This is a genomic window from Mesorhizobium sp. B2-4-17 (assembly GCF_006441275.1).
Taxonomy (GTDB): domain Bacteria; phylum Pseudomonadota; class Alphaproteobacteria; order Rhizobiales; family Rhizobiaceae; genus Mesorhizobium.
Genome location: NZ_VFUX01000011.1, coordinates 119,697 through 135,391, shown reverse-complemented (window position 1 = coordinate 135,391; position 15,695 = coordinate 119,697). Strand labels below are relative to the sequence as shown.

Annotated in this window: 15 protein-coding genes; 7 read left to right on the top strand and 8 right to left on the bottom strand. The window is 62.3% G+C overall.

Translation table 11 applies throughout. The annotated features are described in order from the left end of the window. Nucleotides 1–58: 58 nt before the first annotated feature. Entirely contained in the window at nt 59–736 is a 678-nt protein-coding gene (locus FJ548_RS11170; RefSeq protein ID WP_140695201.1) for a sugar transferase, read from the bottom strand. Between the two features lie 599 nt (nt 737–1,335). Here FJ548_RS11170 and FJ548_RS11165 point away from each other — a divergent pair. Further along, on the top strand, nt 1,336–1,611 hold the full coding sequence (locus FJ548_RS11165) for an exopolysaccharide production repressor exox (RefSeq protein ID WP_140606822.1): 276 nt from the start codon (nt 1,336–1,338) through the stop codon (nt 1,609–1,611). A 38-nt stretch (nt 1,612–1,649) separates the two neighbouring features. Here FJ548_RS11165 and FJ548_RS11160 read toward each other — a convergent pair whose 3' ends face one another. The 6 genes from FJ548_RS11160 to FJ548_RS11135 all read right to left on the bottom strand — a co-directional run bounded on the left by FJ548_RS11160 (nt 1,650) and on the right by FJ548_RS11135 (nt 7,515). After that, entirely contained in the window at nt 1,650–3,494 is a 1,845-nt protein-coding gene (locus tag FJ548_RS11160) for an ABC transporter ATP-binding protein (RefSeq protein ID WP_140777894.1), read from the bottom strand. A 14-nt stretch (nt 3,495–3,508) separates the two neighbouring features. Then, nucleotides 3,509–4,504 carry a serine kinase gene (locus tag FJ548_RS11155; RefSeq protein ID WP_140777893.1) on the bottom strand — a complete coding sequence of 332 codons (996 nt, stop codon included), beginning with the start codon at nt 4,502–4,504 and terminating at the stop codon, nt 3,509–3,511. Continuing rightward, nucleotides 4,501–6,423: a lasso peptide isopeptide bond-forming cyclase gene (locus tag FJ548_RS11150; RefSeq protein WP_140777892.1), complete on the bottom strand. Its 1,923-nt coding sequence runs from the start codon at nt 6,421–6,423 to the stop codon at nt 4,501–4,503. Before FJ548_RS11150 ends, FJ548_RS11155 begins: the two co-directional genes overlap by 4 nt. Next, nucleotides 6,420–6,830, bottom strand: a complete 411-nt coding sequence (locus FJ548_RS11145) for a lasso peptide biosynthesis B2 protein (protein ID WP_246678624.1) — start codon at nt 6,828–6,830, stop codon at nt 6,420–6,422. Before FJ548_RS11145 ends, FJ548_RS11150 begins: the two co-directional genes overlap by 4 nt. Nucleotides 6,831–6,921: 91 nt before the next feature. Beyond that, on the bottom strand, nt 6,922–7,221 hold the full coding sequence (locus FJ548_RS11140; RefSeq protein WP_140777890.1) for a PqqD family protein: 300 nt from the start codon (nt 7,219–7,221) through the stop codon (nt 6,922–6,924). A gap of 141 nt (nt 7,222–7,362) precedes the next feature. After that, entirely contained in the window at nt 7,363–7,515 is a 153-nt protein-coding gene (locus tag FJ548_RS11135; RefSeq protein WP_140606816.1) for a lasso peptide, read from the bottom strand. A gap of 516 nt (nt 7,516–8,031) precedes the next feature. On the opposite strand from FJ548_RS11135, the gene FJ548_RS11130 reads away from it, so the two are divergent. From FJ548_RS11130 to FJ548_RS11100, 6 genes are all read left to right on the top strand, one after another. Next, on the top strand, nt 8,032–9,180 hold the full coding sequence (locus FJ548_RS11130) for a nucleotidyltransferase family protein (RefSeq protein ID WP_140777889.1): 1,149 nt from the start codon (nt 8,032–8,034) through the stop codon (nt 9,178–9,180). A 46-nt stretch (nt 9,181–9,226) separates the two neighbouring features. Next, nucleotides 9,227–10,249, top strand: coding sequence for a glycosyltransferase family 2 protein (locus tag FJ548_RS11125; RefSeq protein WP_140764823.1), 1,023 nt, complete (start codon nt 9,227–9,229; stop codon nt 10,247–10,249). A 286-nt stretch (nt 10,250–10,535) separates the two neighbouring features. Continuing rightward, a complete protein-coding gene (locus FJ548_RS11120; RefSeq protein WP_140777888.1) occupies nt 10,536–10,937 on the top strand; it encodes a hypothetical protein in 402 nt (133 codons plus the stop codon). A gap of 146 nt (nt 10,938–11,083) precedes the next feature. After that, nucleotides 11,084–11,965: a family 16 glycosylhydrolase gene (locus tag FJ548_RS11115; RefSeq protein WP_140764829.1), complete on the top strand. Its 882-nt coding sequence runs from the start codon at nt 11,084–11,086 to the stop codon at nt 11,963–11,965. A 49-nt stretch (nt 11,966–12,014) separates the two neighbouring features. After that, the gene (locus FJ548_RS11110; protein WP_140695219.1) at nt 12,015–13,346 is read left to right on the top strand and encodes a UDP-glucose/GDP-mannose dehydrogenase family protein; all 1,332 of its coding nucleotides are present in this window, start codon (nt 12,015–12,017) and stop codon (nt 13,344–13,346) included. Nucleotides 13,347–13,560: 214 nt separating this feature from the next. Next, a complete protein-coding gene (locus FJ548_RS11100; protein WP_140777887.1) occupies nt 13,561–14,640 on the top strand; it encodes a glycosyltransferase in 1,080 nt (359 codons plus the stop codon). Between the two features lie 6 nt (nt 14,641–14,646). Here FJ548_RS11100 and FJ548_RS11095 read toward each other — a convergent pair whose 3' ends face one another. Next, on the bottom strand, nt 14,647–15,669 hold the full coding sequence (locus FJ548_RS11095) for a phosphoribosyltransferase family protein (protein WP_140777886.1): 1,023 nt from the start codon (nt 15,667–15,669) through the stop codon (nt 14,647–14,649). Between the last annotated feature and the right edge of the window lie 26 nt (nt 15,670–15,695).

The following is a 15,695-nucleotide window of genomic DNA, read 5'->3' as shown; positions in this document are numbered from 1 at the left end:
CCGTTTTAGCCCCATCGCCCGATGAGCTTGCCGCCGGATGCCTGGCACCGGTGGCCGGTCAGTAAGAGCCGCGCGACATCCAGACGGCCGGCACGGTCTTGATGATGATGCGCACGTCCCCGAACAGCGACCAGTTCTCGACATAGTGACGGTCGAACGCGACGCGGCTGTCATAGGAGACGTCGTTGCGGCCGCTGACCTGCCACAGGCCAGTCAGGCCGGGCCGGGACTTCAGATAGTACACGGCGGCGCTGCCGTAGATCTCCAACTCGTCGCGTACCACCGGACGAGGCCCGACAAGGCTCATGTCGCCCTGAAGGATGTTGATGATCTGGGGGAGTTCATCGAGGCTGAGCTTCCTCAAGACCGCTCCGACACGGGTGACGCGCGGATCGTTCTTCAGCTTGCGGGTGGCCATCCACTCCGCGTTGGCTTCCGGATTGGTGGCTAGATAGGCGGCCAGCACCTTGTCGCCGTCCGGAACCATGGTGCGGAATTTCAGGCACGGAAAGATCCGACCGCCGCGCCCGATTCGCCTGTGGCCGTAGAAAATCGATCCACCGTCGGAAAACTTGACCAGCAACGCTATCATGATGAACAGCGGGCTGAGCGCGATCAGGCCAGCCAGCGAACCCACAATATCGAAACTGCGTTTGATAAGGCCGCCGATCGGCGGCGGAAAATCGGTGCCAGCCTGCGAAAAGTCCGCCGTGGCCGACTTGGCAATGTCCCTCATGCCGATACTCCATGCGTTGAACGAATGGTTTACCGCACGATATCAAAAAAATGCTGCAGCGCAACACACAATTTCCCAGCTCGTTGAAATAGTCTCGTCATGAATTGACTAAATAATAAGCTTGCGCAGCAAACTTTTCAGGATGTTGAGCAAATTTGTGACAATAAAATGGCAACTAGAAAAAATGCCGACCTTTCTGGGGCGATTTTGAGGCATGGCGTTCCCCGTGGCGTCCAACAGGGCATATTAGTGCTTTATAAAGGTGCGAAGTTCCGGAATATTAACATAAAATACTGCTTAATATTGTAGATTGTACTGAAATAAGCCTGTGGGCCTAGATCGTTTGAAATGCCTGTGTGTGCGTTGCAACACGAGCGAGTCAATCGTATCGGCTCAATCAAAAATATGTGCGGTTGCCCTTGCCGCCTCCTGCCCGCCTTAATAGAATTGCAGATTATACCTGTCAGAGTGGCGACAGGTTGAAAGGCCGGAAGCAACCGGTCGGCAGCGGGCAACTTAACAAGCCCGCATAACAAGGGACGGCGCTCGGGTAGGGCAATCGTTGGATATAACCCGAGCCGGTTTATGGGCTGTTGGGTATGTCGCTTCCAAAATTCATCATTGGGATGATTTTCGCGCTGGCAATCATCGTTGGCTGGTCCTGGATCGATAGCGCTTCGCTGGGTACGACCCTGCTGCGCGTCATCATCTGCGCCGTGATCATCCAGGCCGGCTACTTCGTCCTTGTCTATGCCATGATCGCCAGGAGCGCGCCGACGCCGGCGGACAGGCTGCGCGAGGCCGAAAGAAAGCTCAGTGCGCCGGACGTGGCTGAAAGCGAAAAGCTTGGCAGCGCACGGCGAAGCCTGCACTGATCCAGCAATATCGCCAAATCCCAAAGATATATCCGCCCTCAGGCCACATTGGCGGATTCGGGTTCCGATTGTTCTCCAGACAGCATCCTGGATAGCCGGCTCCCCGGCTTTGCCTTCAGCCGCTGATATTGCCCGACTTCCACGACACGGCCGTCCTCCATCGCCACCACCCAGTCGGCGAAGGCGATCATCGACGGCCGGTGGGCGATGGTCAGGATGGTCATCGCGCCGCGCAATCCGTCGATCGACCTGGCGATCAGCGACTGGTTCTGCCAGTCGAGCGCGCTGGTCGCCTCGTCGAGGATGAGCAGCGACGGCTTGCGCAGCAGTGCACGCGCCAGCGCGATGCGCTGGCGCTCGCCGCCGGAGAGGCGCACGCCACGGTCGCCGACCACCGTATCGAGCCTGTGGTCGAGCCGTTCGACGAATTCACCGGCGTGCGCGGCGCGCAGCGCGCTCCATAAATCGTCGTCGCTCGCCTGCGGCGCGGCGAGACGCAGGTTCTGCGCGATCGTATCGTGCAGCAGGAACACGTCCTGCGGCACATAGGCCACCTGATCGCGCCAGCGGCGGCGATTGGCGGCATCGATCTCGACGCCGTCGACGACGATCTTGCCGGCGCTCGGCTCGAGCAGGCCGAGCAGCATGTCGGCGATCGTGCTCTTGCCGGATCCCGACGGACCGATCAGGGCGGTGACCTTGCCGGCGGGAAGGCCAAACGTGATGTCGCTCACCACCGCCTTGCCGGCGCTATCGTCATAGAAGAAGGAGACACCGCGAATGTTCAGTCCGGTATCCAGCGACAGCTTGCCACCATCCTTGGATCCGACATGGCCCGGTTCACGCTCTGCATCGAAACGTGCCTGCAGGCTGCGCATCGCCGTATAGGCGGGCAGGTTGATCAGCACCTGCTGGGCCTGTGTCTGCATGTCCATGAAGCGCGGCGCGATGCGCATGAAGACAAGCAACAGCACGACAATCTCGGCCAGCGACAGGTTGAAGCGGACCAGCGCTACATAGATGAACAGGCTCAAGCCCACCACGCTCGCCACCTGGAACACGGCGGTACCGATCGAGCTGTTGCGCACGTAGTCGAGGTTGTCGGCCTTCATCTTTTCGAGCGTTGCCTGCAACTGGGCGAAATAGCTCGCTTCGACATTCAGGCTCTTGGCCACCTTGATGCCGCCGAGGAATTCCGAGACCGTCCGGTACTGATCCTGGCGATTGGCTGTCAGAACCCTGCCGAAAGCGGTGGCGCGCGAGCGGAACGGCTGCAGCGCGACGAACATCAGGATACCGATGACCACGGCAAACAGCGTCATCACCGGCGAGATGAACACGGAGACCACGAGATAGCCGGTCAGAAGCACGGCGATCTGCACCAGCATCAGCAGCGAGAAGGCCGCCCCCTGGACGCGGTCTATGTCGCCGGTCAGGGCATGGTCGAGGTCGGAGCCACGCATGCGCGTGAACACGCCCCAGCGCGCCTTGCCGATGCTCTCGAACAGGTTCATGCGCAAACGGTTGATGAAATCGAAGAGAAGCCTGGCCATGTAGACCGACTTAAAGCGGTTGAATGCTGCCTGCACGGCAACGAGCCCGACCAGCGCGCACAGCACTGTCGTCAGTTGCAAGGTTCCGCCAGGCACCAGCCAGCGCACGACATCAATATTCGGCAGCCGCACCGCGAAATCCTGGTCGGCGCGACCCACAAGGTGGAGCAGCGGCACAAGCAGCAGGATCGAAATGCCTTCCGTCAGGCTGCCGAGGATCAGGAACAGCAGCGCCGTCCAGGTGCGCCGCCCGCCGATCTGGGCGATAACAGCGCCGAACGCGGCGATATCGCGAAACAGCGACAGGCGAAGAATTGAGGACTTCGACATGTTTGCGCTCATGGCTACCGGCGGCCAGCCTTCGGACTCCTTGCCGCCAGGTCTGTTTCGATCAACTCCACGGCCTCGCCGATCCTGTCGAGCCCGGTCGGGACTTCCAGCCGGCAGACGCCGACATGGTTGGCAATTCCTGAACAGTGGCGAAAATGCACCGCCGCCAAGTCGCCTGACAGCGCGGCACGACCAAATCGCGTCACGTAGGAGAACTTGATGATGGCCGGCAAGGCGGCAATGCCGGGCAAGGGCGTGATCTCGGCCGTTTGGCCGCGCTCCAGAACATAGATCCTGGCCACCGGTACCGTGTCACCGGAAAAGGCGCCGTGCAGGCGATGCTGCATCTTCTCGATAGCCGGATGCACTTGCGGCCGCACCTGCGCTTTCGCAAGCGAGATCGCGGCCGCGGCGTCGGCGGCAAGCTTGATCTGTGGAAATCCCGGAACGATCATCGGCGCGTCCGAATTGGTCAGATCGAGCGCCACGATGTCGTCTGTAAGCAATTCATGCCCGGCCCGGATCAGCGCGCTTGCCGTCGTCGACTTGCCGGCGCCCTTGTCGCCCATGAAGATGGCGCCCTTGCCGGCCACGGCGATGGCGCTGGCGTGCAGCACGAGCAGGCCGCGCCGGTGCAGCAACAGCGCCATCACCGGTCCGAGCAGGGGAAACGCGAGCAGCGCGTCGTCGGCGCCGGGCGCCGGCTCGACATCGATGCGGCAGCCGTCGCTGATCAGGAAGGCGCCGACCGCATGCCAGGCCAGATATTGCCGCTCCGGCTCGAAGCGGAAGATCGTCGCGGCCTCGGGTGAAGGCTTCGGCATATCGATCGTGCCGATGGCGATCAGGATATCCGCCACCGCTGGCCCCGCCGGCTCCAGTTCGGGCAAAGCAACCTCGGACGCAACGGTCAGGCCATAGGCCCGGTAGTAACGCCGCTCTCTGACCATCCCGGCATGCGCCGGCGGATGATCAGGATATGCGGCAAGCGGCTGGTTGCGGGGCATCATGCTGGGCTCCCGCCGGGCTGGACCTGCCGCAGCCACAGCGACAGCGAAGCCGAACGCCAGACATACTGGACGTCGAGCGACGCCGCACGATCGGGCTGGCTGAGCAGCCGCGCACAGGCGGCCTTCACCTGCGGCAGGTTGACGTAGGGCGCGATGCGGCCGGCATCCGAGACCAGCAGTTGCTCCAGGAGGTCGCGGTGGTTGCGCACCATGCCATTGACCAGATTGGCGGTGAAATCGATCTTGTCGCGCCGCCACTGCACTGCCGCCGGCAGGACGCCTTCCATGGCCCGGCGCAGCACATAGCGGCCAAAGCCGTGGCTGAGCTTCTCCTCGCCCGGCAGCGCCAGGCAGAATTCGACCAGCGGCTTGTCCCAGAACGGGTAGCGCGGCTCGATGCCGAAATTGGCCGCGGCCTTGTCGAGAACCTCGAAAGAATGCGGGACATAGCCATTTAACAGGATCCAGCGATGGCTGAGCGCGTCGCTGGCCTGGACACCGGGAGGCATGTAGCCGGCCCGGTGAAACCGGTCGACAAGCTCGGTTCGTCTGGCCAGATCCGGATTGATCAGGTCGCGCCAACTTCGGCCGCGCGGGGTTGCGGCGGCCCCGGGTATCTTGTTCAGGGCGCGGTTCGCCAGATGTCTCAGCCTGGCAATGCGCCAAGCCGGCCCGTAAATGGTCAGGAACTGGAAATAGAGTGCAAGCGTGCTGTTGCCATAGGTGTTTGAGGCGCTGCGGACCTCGCGCCAAAGGTCCAGCCATCGGCCGGTATTGGCAAGCTCGTGCAGATGGCCATGTCCCTGTGAAACGACCTCGTCGCCGCCGTGCCCGTCGAGCAGCACCTTGATGCCCTTGGCGCCCGCCGTCCGGTAGATGCCACGGGTCAGCGTCAGGCCCGGCGCCAGGAAGGTGCCTTCCTGCTCTTCCAGCACCCGTTCGAATTCAGCGAAGGGTGCGTAATTGTCGACAGGGATCAGCGTCGGGTCGGCCTTCTGCTGGTCCAGCACAGCATCGATGAAAGGGCGCTCGTCCATCGACGAACCCTTCTCGAAAATCAGCGAGAAGGTCGGCAACTTCGGTTTCCGCTCGGCGGCGTTCTGCAGGCCTGCCACGCAGGCGATTGAGGAGGAATCGAGGCCACCGCTCAGCATCGCGCCGACCGACTGGCTTCCGCGCATGCGGTTGCGCACCGATTGCGAGAACAGATGGGCGAACTCCTCCGCGGCGTCGGACCGGAGCGTGCGCGGCGATGGCTCGATCTGCCAGTACCGGCGCAGCACCGCTTGCTGCCCGGTGACGGTGAGGCTGTGACGCGCCGGCAGGCTGAAGATGTCGCTGTAGGGCGTTGATTGCGGGTCGTCGGGAAGCCCGGCCAGGAAACCCGAAATCCGATGCTCGCTGAGGCGCGCACCGACCCCGTCCAGGCCAAGTATCGGCCCAATCTCGGAAGCGAAGGCAAAGCGGCGTTCGGTTGCGTGATAGTAGAATGGCTTGACCCCGAAATGGTCGCGCGCGCAAAACAACAGCCGCCGCTCGGCATCCCACACCGCGAAAGCGAAATCGCCTTGCAGATGCACCGGGCAGGCTTCGCCCCAGCGCAGATAGGCCTGCATCAGCAACACGGCGTCGGCGACCGACCTGTCCCTGACGCCGAGTCTCGCCATCAGCTCGTCGCGATTGTCCAGCCGGCAATCCGCGGTGATGGCGAGCTTGCCGCCGGCCAGGGTCAGCGGGCCTGGGCCGGGTTCATCTGTGGTGTTTAGCCAGGCGTGGCCAAGCGCGATGCCGGTGTCCAGCCACCACGAATTTCCGTCGGGGCCACGATGGCGCATGCGTGCCAGCATCTGCTGGATGTCGGTCGCCGCGTCCGTCGGCGCGGGTTCCTGTCGCAGCAGGATTCCGGCCACGCCGCTCATCGGCTGCCGTGATCGACCAGATGGGCGAAACCATCGACGGAGCCGCCGAGCACGACATGGTTGTCGCTGACCAGCCAGGCATGCGCCCTCAGTTGCTCGCCCGTGCCGCGTTCGATGCCTATGCGGATATGGGAAGCATTACCCTGGCGCGCGAGAATGTATTGGCCCGAAAGCGCCTGGGTAAGGCACGTTGCGCGTGGCACGAACCGCGCGGCGGCCGCAACGCCCCAGGCGACGAGCCGCAACTCGCCCATGCTGGCACACTGGCGCGCGTTGAGCCGGGTCACCATGCCGCGAACACGGTTGTACGAGAACAATGTCAGCCCCAGCCGGACGGCCGCGACCACCATCAGGCAGCGGCAGAGGAAAAGCGCTTCCGAACCGCTCAAGGTGAGAACCCTGGCCATCCTTCGCCCGCCGGGGCGACGGTTCGCCGGCCAGGCGCTTTTTTCCGTTGCATGTCTTTGCCGCGAAGCCATGGCGTTTTGCGGAACCTGCCTAGACGAATGCCTCATCCTGCAGCCTCGCAAGCCCGTTTTCGGCCAGGCCCTTCAGCAATGCGTCGACGTCGGCGTTGCAGCGTTCGGCATCGACATTGTAGCGCGCAAGCACCGCGCCACGGATATCGGCGATCGACTTCGGCTCCTGGATCAGCTCCCAGATGAAAGCGCCGACGCCGTTGAGACTGTAATAGATATTGGATTTCAGATCGAGCAGCGCGAGGCCATCGCCGAATTCGCAAGCCACGGCATCCCCAGTGGCCCTCACGCAATCGTGGTCAGATGGGTTCCAGTTCATCCTAAAACCTCGTTTGAAACACACGCTCTACGATACGCGTCGGCAGTTCAGTGCGGGAAAGCCGGGGATTTTCATCCCCGACTCCATTCATGTTCTTGGATCCTGGGGGCCCAACGTCATTCCTCCAGAACCAGACTGATCTCAGGAGAACGTCAGGTCGCCGATCGGGGTGTGCGCGGGAAACGAAACGTCAGTCGCCGTGTTGCCGCCGCCGCCCTGGGTGATCGTCTCGATCGAACCGTGCACCGTCAGGCTTGGCGTTTCGTACTCATGCCTTTCAACATTCTGTTCCATTTTACTCTCCAATGAGGACTGGAAACGGCTTGTCGAGTGCCGTCAGCACTTGCATGCTGCAACGCAATAGCTGCATAGCAACATTTATGAGTCAAGTCTGATTTACCTGACGTTAATCAATTATGGGTTGCGGGCGTCACCATGCGTGCGGGAGATGCTCAAAATTTGACCTCTTTTGGGTTTAAGTCGAAAGCAATCGGGCACTGTGGCGTTCGGTTCATTAAGCACTTGATTTCTCTGACAGAAAACTTTGACGTTCGATGCCTTTTTAGATGTCACTAAAAAGACGGATTTTTGTTGGCCCATTCGTGGTTGATGGCGGGCTGAGGTTGCTTCGATAGGATCGGAATTTCAGCCTGTACTTCGCCACGTTCGGGTAAGCGGGTAAACGCTCTGGTTGCAAAATTCCGCGCTGCAAAGGAAGGACTTTACGGCGCCGAGGTTTTTGAGGATGCTTTGCTTCGCACTTGCAGCATACGCGTGGCGCAAATCGCTTTTTTGGAGACTGTGCGCTCAATGGCCTTGCCGGAAAGTTCCTATGAACGACTGCGCGCCGCGGATTGCGCCGACGAGATTGCCTATGTGCGGGCCTGCCTGCGCTTGTATTTCGCGGGCCCGGCCGCCTCGGCCGGCGAGGTGTCGACGCCGGGCCTTTCCGATGCCATGCTCGCCGACATTGCCAGGCTGAACAAGGTCGCGACCTTCGTCCTGAAGGTCCTGTCGCGTGCGCCGGCGGGCGAAAAGCCGGCCGAGCTCTTCGAATGGCTCGATACCTATCGCAGGCGGACGGTTTCCATGAATGCCGCCTGCCTGATGGATTCGCTGGCAATCCATGAGGCGCTTCGCGACAGGCAGATCGACTTCGTCTTTCTGAAGGGCCCATTCCAGCAGCACCTTCTTTACGGCGACCATTTCATGAAGCCTTCGGGCGATGTCGACATCCTGGTCTCCCCTGCCGGCTTCTCGAAGGCGCGCGATGCGCTGCGCTCGATCGGCTATGAAGTGTCCGGCAAATCGCGCTCCGTCTGGTGGGTTCGCTTCCTCGGCGAACAGCATATGAATCGCGGCAATGGGCCGAAATCGTCGACCGTCGACCTTCACTATCGCCTCCAGCAGCCCGGTTCGCCCAGTCCGCGTGACTCTGACGGGTTCTTGCGGCGCAAACAACTGGTCGAGATCGCCGGCACCGAAGTGCCATTCACGTCGGCCGCCGACACCCTGGTGCTGTCTTGCATCAGCGTTGCCAAGGCGCTGTTCAACCGCGAACCCTGCGCCGGCCATGTCTGCGATATCAGGGCCAGCGCCAGCCGTCTCGACGAGGCCGATCAGCGCCGTGTGCTCGATGCCGCGGCGAGCCAGCGGCTGGACGATACGCTGCTGCTCGGCCTGCGCGCCGCCGACGTGCTGCTCGGCGGTGCCGGCACGCTTTTGTCGGAGCGGGCCACGCGGGTCCTGTCGCGCATCGGCAATGAGGATCTGCTCAACATGGTCATCGCGCCGTGGCTGTCATCGCTGCGCTGGCCGCAGCGGCGAACGGTGTTGTGGGAATTGTGCGGCAGGGCTCCCGTCCGCTACCTGGCCGAGGCCGGCTGGGCAGCGTCGGCGGACATAAGCCGCCGCATCTTCGAGCGGCCGACCCGCGATGGCGGTGGCGTCGAACGTTGACACGTACAGGGCGAGGGCATCGGAACCTGTGCAAGAGGCAGAACCAATGTCGATGACGAAATCCCAAGTCTGCGTGATCATCGCGGCCAAAAACGCGGCACGCACGATCGCGGTCGCCATCGCATCCGCGTTGCGCGAGCCGGAAGTGGCGGAGGTCGTCGTCGTCGACGACGGCTCCACCGACAATACGGCTGAAGTCGCCCGCTCCGCCGACGATGGCAGCGGCCGGCTTGCGGTGATGCGCCTCGACATCAATCGCGGTCCTTCCTTCGCCCGCAACGCCGCGATCGCTGGCTCGCAAGCGCCGTTCATCAGCATTCTGGACGCCGACGACTTCTTTCTCGAGGGACGGTTCCGCAACCTGTTTGCCGTCGCCGATTGGGATTTCGCGGCGGACAACATCATGCTCATCAGGGATGACGCGACGAGCGACGCGACGAAGATCGTCGCCCCGGATTTTGCCGCCGATCCGGAATTCCTCGACTTCGAGCGCTTCGTCGAAAGCAACATCTCCAGGCGCCGCGTACAAAGAGGCGAGCTTGGTTTCTTGAAACCAGTGATCAGCCGCGCCTTCCTCGACCGGCACGGGTTGCGCTACGACGAAAGCCTGCGCCTGGGCGAGGATTATGAGCTTTACGCGCGCGCGGTCGCCCACGGAGCCCGGTTCAAGGTCATCCGTTCCTGCGGTTACGGCGCCATCGTGCGCGCCGATTCGCTCAGCGGCCGTCACAAGACGCAGGACTTGAAGCGGCTGGCCGATGCCGATCTGGCGCTGCTGGCGATCGACAGCCTGCCGGAAGGGTCCAGGGCGGTGCTGCGGCGGCACGAGCGGCACGTGCGCGACAAATACCGGTTGCGCAATTTCCTCGACGTGAAAGCCGAGCGCGGCCTGGCTTCGGCCGTGGCCTATGCTTTCGCGAGTCAATCCAACCTCGTTCCCATCGTCCAGGGCGTGGCCTGCGACAAGCTCGAGGCGCTGTTTCGTCGCGTCGGCCTTACGTCCAGGCATAAGCATGTGCCGCGGCTTCGTTTCCTGATGGCGGGAACCAGCACGGGCAAGGAGCGGTAAGACGCGGGAAACGCTTGTTCTGCCCCACCGCCGACAGACTCATCGCGCAAAGCATTTCCATCGGATTTATGAGTTTACGAATTGGGTGGTTGCCTCACGGCTTAGGGGATGGCAGTCTATGTTGCGGTGCAGCAAATAAAACGACCAGCCGAACTGGCCCCCGATCGGATTGGTCTGAAGTCCCTCTCCCCGTCGCAGGAGAAGGACGATGCGACGTTTAAACCCCGGTTGCGGGGGCCGGCCAGTAATCCGGCACGCGCGCCGGTGATGACAGGAATTTAAGCTCATGGCCTCGATATTCGGCTTCAGATCAAGAGAGCCTGCCCGGGACCGGCAGGCCGACATCGCGCGCCTCGACCGACTGGCGAAGCTGTTCGAGCAGATCGCCGCCGAGATCGAGGCCGAGAAAACCGGCCTGGAGAGCCGCTACCGCAAGACGGCGACCAACGCGGCTTTCCTCGTCGAAGCCATGGAAAATGGCTCCGCCTCTGATCGCCGGTCGTCCGAAGTCAGCGCACTGACAAAGTCGATCCTGAATTGCGAGCGCCGCATCGCGGCGCTGTCGCGCCAGAACGGCATGATGCAGGAACTCCGTCATTCGCTGGATATGGTCTTCGACAAGGATGAGGCGTCCGATTCAGCCGTCGAGGTCGATTTTGCCAGGCCTGCGGGCGCCGGCCGAAAGTGAAATGTGCGGGACTGCCACGACGAATTTGATGCGAGGTGGAAGGAAGTTCGAGGAGGGTCAAAGAGGAAGGCCGAGGTTGGCCCGTTTGGAGGCACTTCAAACGTCGACTTTGGGTTGGGGACGCACAGCACAAAGGTGAGTTTGGTATGAATTCTGATCCGAAAACCACGTCCGCGACAGCAATTCACGCAAGGCCCTTCGCGCGCCGGACCAGGCAAGACAGCCCGGATCGATTGGGTTTGCTCTGTGCGCTGCTGCTGGTTGCCTTGGGCAGCCTGTTGGCAGTTCCTGCCCATGCGCAGAATATCGAGACGTCCCCGTCCTTCGTCGACGATTTCACCAGTTTCAACCGTCAGCGCTGGTATGTTTCCGACGGCTGGACAAATGGCAGCCACCAGAATTGCACCTGGTCGAAAGGGCAGGTCAGCCTGTCGGACGGTGTGTTGTCGCTGGGCTTCGAGAAGCAGAAGACGAAGGATCGTGAGTTCGTCTGCGGCGAGGTCCAGACCAAGCAGCGCTACGGCTATGGCACCTACGAGGCGCGGCTGAAGACCGACATGGGTCCCGGTCTCAACGCCGCTTTCTTTTCCTATATCGGCCCGTCCGACAAGCAGCCCTGGGATGAGATCGACTTCGAGATCCTGACCAAGGACACCTCCAAGGTACAGGTCAACGCCTACATCGCCGGCAAGGGCAAGAACGAGAAGCTGGTCGACGTGCCGGGCGGCACCGACGGCGGGTTCAACGATTACGCCTTCGTCTGGCAGAAGGACAGTTTGCGCTGGTATGTCAACGGCAAGCTGGTGAACACCATCACCGATCCGGCGAAGCTGCCCGCCCACGCCCAGAAGATCTTCTTCAGCCTTTGGGGCAGCGATACCATGAAGGGCTGGATGGGGGCGTTCGCGGATCCGGGCCGCAAGATTTCGCTGCAGGTGGATCGCGTTGCCTTCACAGCGCTCGGCGAGCCATGCCAGTTTCCGGAATCGCTGGTATGTAGAGTAAAGGAAGTGGGAAAGACGAATTGAACCGGCCGGACCGTAAACGGTTCGCGGCCTTGGGAAGGAACGAAACCGAATGAACTTGACGGTGTTTGGAATTGGCTATGTCGGCCTCGTGCAGGCAGCGGTGCTTGCCGAAGTCGGCCACCAGGTGGTTTGCGTCGATGTCGACGCAAACAAGGTCGAGCGACTGAACCAGGGCTTGGTCCCGATCTTCGAGCCAGGCCTCGAAAGCATCGTCAGGGAAAATCACGCCGCCGGCCGCATCAAATTCACCACCGATGCCGCCGCCGCCGTCAAGCATGGTGAAATCCAGATGATCGCCGTCGGCACGCCGCCCGGCGAGGATGGTTCGGCCGATCTCAAATATGTGCTGGCGGTCGCCGAGACTATCGGCCGCGAGATGGATACCGCCAAGATCGTTGTCGGCAAGTCGACCGTGCCGGTCGGCACCTGCGAAAAGGTAAAGGCGAGGATCGCCGAGACGCTGAAGAAGCGAGGGCGTGAGGACCTGACCTTCGACGTCGCCTCCAACCCCGAATTCCTCAAAGAAGGCTCGGCCGTCGCCGACTGCATGAAGCCGGACCGCATCATCGTCGGCACATCCAGCGAGGACACCGAGGCGGTGATGCGCGAGCTCTACGCGCCCTTTAACCGCAACCACGAGAAGATGATCGTGATGGACGTGCGCAGCGCCGAATTCACGAAATACGCCGCCAATTGCATGCTGGCGACCAAGATCAGCTTCATGAACGAGATGGCCAATCTGGCCGAGCAGCTGGGCGCCGATATCGAGGAGGTGCGCAAGGGCATCGGCAGCGATCCGCGCATCGGCTACCACTTCATCTACCCGGGGCTGGGCTATGGCGGCTCGTGTTTCCCCAAGGACGTGCGCGCCCTGATCAAGACCGCCGAGGGCGTCAAGTTCGACGCCAAGCTGTTGCGCGCCGTCGAGGAGCGCAACAACGACCAGAAATCCGTGCTGTTCGACAAGGTGAACCGCTATTTCAAGGGCAACCTCAAGGGCAAGACCTTTGCGCTGTGGGGCCTGGCCTTCAAGCCCAACACCGACGACATGCGCGAGGCGCCGGCGCGCGTCCTGATGGAGGCGCTCTGGAAGGCCGGCGCGACCGTACAGGCCTACGATCCCGAGGCGATGCAGGAATGCCAGGCCATCTACGGGCTGCGCGACGACCTGATGCTGTGCGGCACCAAGGAAGCCGCCCTGCGCGGCGCCGATGCGCTTCTCATCGCCACCGAATGGAAAAGCTTCCGCGCGCCGTCCTTCGACGCGCTGAAGGATGCGCTGACGACGCCGGTCATCTTCGACGGCCGCAACCTCTATGACCCCAAGGTCGTGGCGCGCCACGGCATCGAATACCACTCGATCGGCAGAATGGCGGCGTGAGGCCCGTTACGGACAGGCCCGGAACGGAAGCCGCGACGAGCGCGCGCAACGTGACCGGCGCAGTTCGCCCGATGATCCGATCCGGTTCACCGGATGGCACTCATGCACCGATCCGTTCGCGACGCTTGATCCGCCACGGTACGCCTGAGGCGGCTTCGACGCGGCTCTTCGTTGGCCGCATGCATGAAACGCGAAAAGACGAGGAGCCGGCATCATGAAAGTTCTTTTTGCAGGTGGTAACGGGTATCCGCCCGAATTCAGCGGCGGTGTCCAGTCGAGCACCCATCACCTGGTCGAACAGTTGATCGAACACGGACACGAGGCGGCGGTGCTCGCTGCCCTGTTCGGAGAGGGTGTCTTCGGTTTCAAGGCACGCGCCAAGATGAAGCTGTTGCGTCAGCCGGCGGTCGTCGACAGCTTCCCCGGCTATCCGGTGATAAGGGCGTGGTTTCCCTGGGAGGCCGCGGGCTTTGCCGTCAACCGGGTGAAGCCGGATGTAGCGGTGGTCCAGTGCCACAAATCGGTTCCGCTCGGCAAGGCGCTGCAGGCCGAGGGCGTGCCGCTGGTCGTCTATCTCAGAAATGTCGAGTTTCACGAGCTGGGTGGCGATCTGCGCGAGTTGCACTCGGCGCTCTATATCGCCAATTCCGATTTCACCGCGCGTACCTACAAGCGTGAGTTCGGCATCAAGGCGACGGTGATCCCGCCGACCATCAACCCGACGCATTACAGCACGCCGACGACGGGCCAGTTCGTGACCCTGATCAATCCGTATGAGGAAAAGGGCTTCGAGCTTGCGGTGCGTATCGCTGGCGCGTGCCCCGAAATCCCGTTCCTGTTCGTCGAGAGCTGGAAGCTGGATGACGACCATCGCGCGCGCATCGGGGAAACGATCGCGCCCCTTGGTAACGTCACGCTGGAGAACCGCACCAGCGACATGAAGACGATCTATGGCCGCACCAGGATCCTGCTTGCGCCCAGCAAATGGGAGGAGGCCTGGGGGCGCGTGGCGTCCGAGGCCCATTGCAGCGGCATTCCGGTCATCGGCTCGCGGCGGGGCGGCCTGCCCGAAGCGATCGGTCCCGGCGGCGCGGTGCTGGACCACGATGCTCCGCTCGCCGACTGGGTGGCTGCCGTCAGGCTGCTGTGGAACGATAACAAGGAGTATGATCGGGTCTCGGGCCTCGCGCGCGGCTTCGCGGCACGCCCGGAGCTTGATCCGGATCGTCAGTTCGTCACCTTTTTCTCGATACTGGACAGGGCGGTGCAGCAGCGCGCCCGTCAGGCCGCGTAGGGCAATTCAGGCCGGGCGCTTGCCCCGGCTTCTGAGCGTTTCGTAGCCACGGGCGCCAAGCAGGGCGCGAGCCAGGGACTTGGCGACGCTCTTGCGGCCTTCCTGCGAGTTGATCTGCCGCAGCCTGGTCGGCAGGTTTCGCGCCGCCTGGCCAAGCGCCGGCAAGGATAGCGCGTCGGGAAAGCTGACCATGTGGGTCTCGACGCACAGCACCGGCTTGCCCGACAGCTCGGTGATCCTCAGCGCCTGCGCGTGCTCGCTTTCGATGAACAGGATGGCATCGGATTTGCGATAGAAATCAGCCTTGAAACTGCCATGCGCGCCAAGCCGCTGCCGCTCCGCCTTGCTCGGCAGGTCAAGCATGACCAGATGGTCATACTGGATCCCGTGCTTGGCCATCCACGCCTCGGTCAGCGTGCGGTATTTCTCGAGCCGGCTGGTGACCAGCCAGCCGATCCTGTGGGTCGGCGCATGAAGCGGCCGCGCTTCGCTGAGGAATTTCTCGTAGGCCGGCCCGTCGTCGTTCTCCGCCTCGGTCGGGTCGAGGCACAGCACGCCGTCTATGTCGACGCAGCATTGTGCCAGGAATTTGTGGTGCATGAAATTCCACTGGAACATACGCGGATGCGGCACGACCTCGAAGACGATATCGGTTTCGGGATGCTGCGGCCACAAGCCGAACACAGCGGCGAAGGTGAAGTCGGCCTCAATGCCGGCAGCCTTTATTCGGGCGCGGGCATCGCGCATGGCGTTGCCGCCGGAGACGCTGTCATCGATCACCAGCACCTTGCGCATGTCCGAAACCTTGCGGTCGAGCGCGGCGCGGCGCTTGGTGACGCCTGACGTATAGACCCGGCCTTCCAGGAAGCTGTCCAGGTCGGTCATCGGAATGTTCGCTGCTAGGCTGACCAGCGTCGCCGCCAGCACGCCGCTTCTGGGAACGCCGACCACCAGGTCGATGTCGCGCGGCAGCCTGTGAAGGTTGCCGACGATGGCGTCGTTCATGTCGGAGATCGATCGGTAGTGCATGGATCGGACCTGCTGCTCGGATGGAC

Coding starts and splice junctions, on each gene's coding strand:
- FJ548_RS11170 (WP_140695201.1), bottom strand. CDS start 736: ATGAGGGACATTGCCAAGTCGGCCACGGCGGACTTTTCGCAGGCTGGC.
- FJ548_RS11165 (WP_140606822.1), top strand. CDS start 1,336: ATGTCGCTTCCAAAATTCATCATTGGGATGATTTTCGCGCTGGCAATC.
- FJ548_RS11160 (WP_140777894.1), bottom strand. CDS start 3,494: ATGTCGAAGTCCTCAATTCTTCGCCTGTCGCTGTTTCGCGATATCGCC.
- FJ548_RS11155 (WP_140777893.1), bottom strand. CDS start 4,504: ATGATGCCCCGCAACCAGCCGCTTGCCGCATATCCTGATCATCCGCCG.
- FJ548_RS11150 (WP_140777892.1), bottom strand. CDS start 6,423: ATGAGCGGCGTGGCCGGAATCCTGCTGCGACAGGAACCCGCGCCGACG.
- FJ548_RS11145 (WP_246678624.1), bottom strand. CDS start 6,830: ATGGCCAGGGTTCTCACCTTGAGCGGTTCGGAAGCGCTTTTCCTCTGC.
- FJ548_RS11140 (WP_140777890.1), bottom strand. CDS start 7,221: ATGAACTGGAACCCATCTGACCACGATTGCGTGAGGGCCACTGGGGAT.
- FJ548_RS11135 (WP_140606816.1), bottom strand. CDS start 7,515: ATGGAACAGAATGTTGAAAGGCATGAGTACGAAACGCCAAGCCTGACG.
- FJ548_RS11130 (WP_140777889.1), top strand. CDS start 8,032: ATGGCCTTGCCGGAAAGTTCCTATGAACGACTGCGCGCCGCGGATTGC.
- FJ548_RS11125 (WP_140764823.1), top strand. CDS start 9,227: ATGTCGATGACGAAATCCCAAGTCTGCGTGATCATCGCGGCCAAAAAC.
- FJ548_RS11120 (WP_140777888.1), top strand. CDS start 10,536: ATGGCCTCGATATTCGGCTTCAGATCAAGAGAGCCTGCCCGGGACCGG.
- FJ548_RS11115 (WP_140764829.1), top strand. CDS start 11,084: ATGAATTCTGATCCGAAAACCACGTCCGCGACAGCAATTCACGCAAGG.
- FJ548_RS11110 (WP_140695219.1), top strand. CDS start 12,015: ATGAACTTGACGGTGTTTGGAATTGGCTATGTCGGCCTCGTGCAGGCA.
- FJ548_RS11100 (WP_140777887.1), top strand. CDS start 13,561: ATGAAAGTTCTTTTTGCAGGTGGTAACGGGTATCCGCCCGAATTCAGC.
- FJ548_RS11095 (WP_140777886.1), bottom strand. CDS start 15,669: ATGCACTACCGATCGATCTCCGACATGAACGACGCCATCGTCGGCAAC.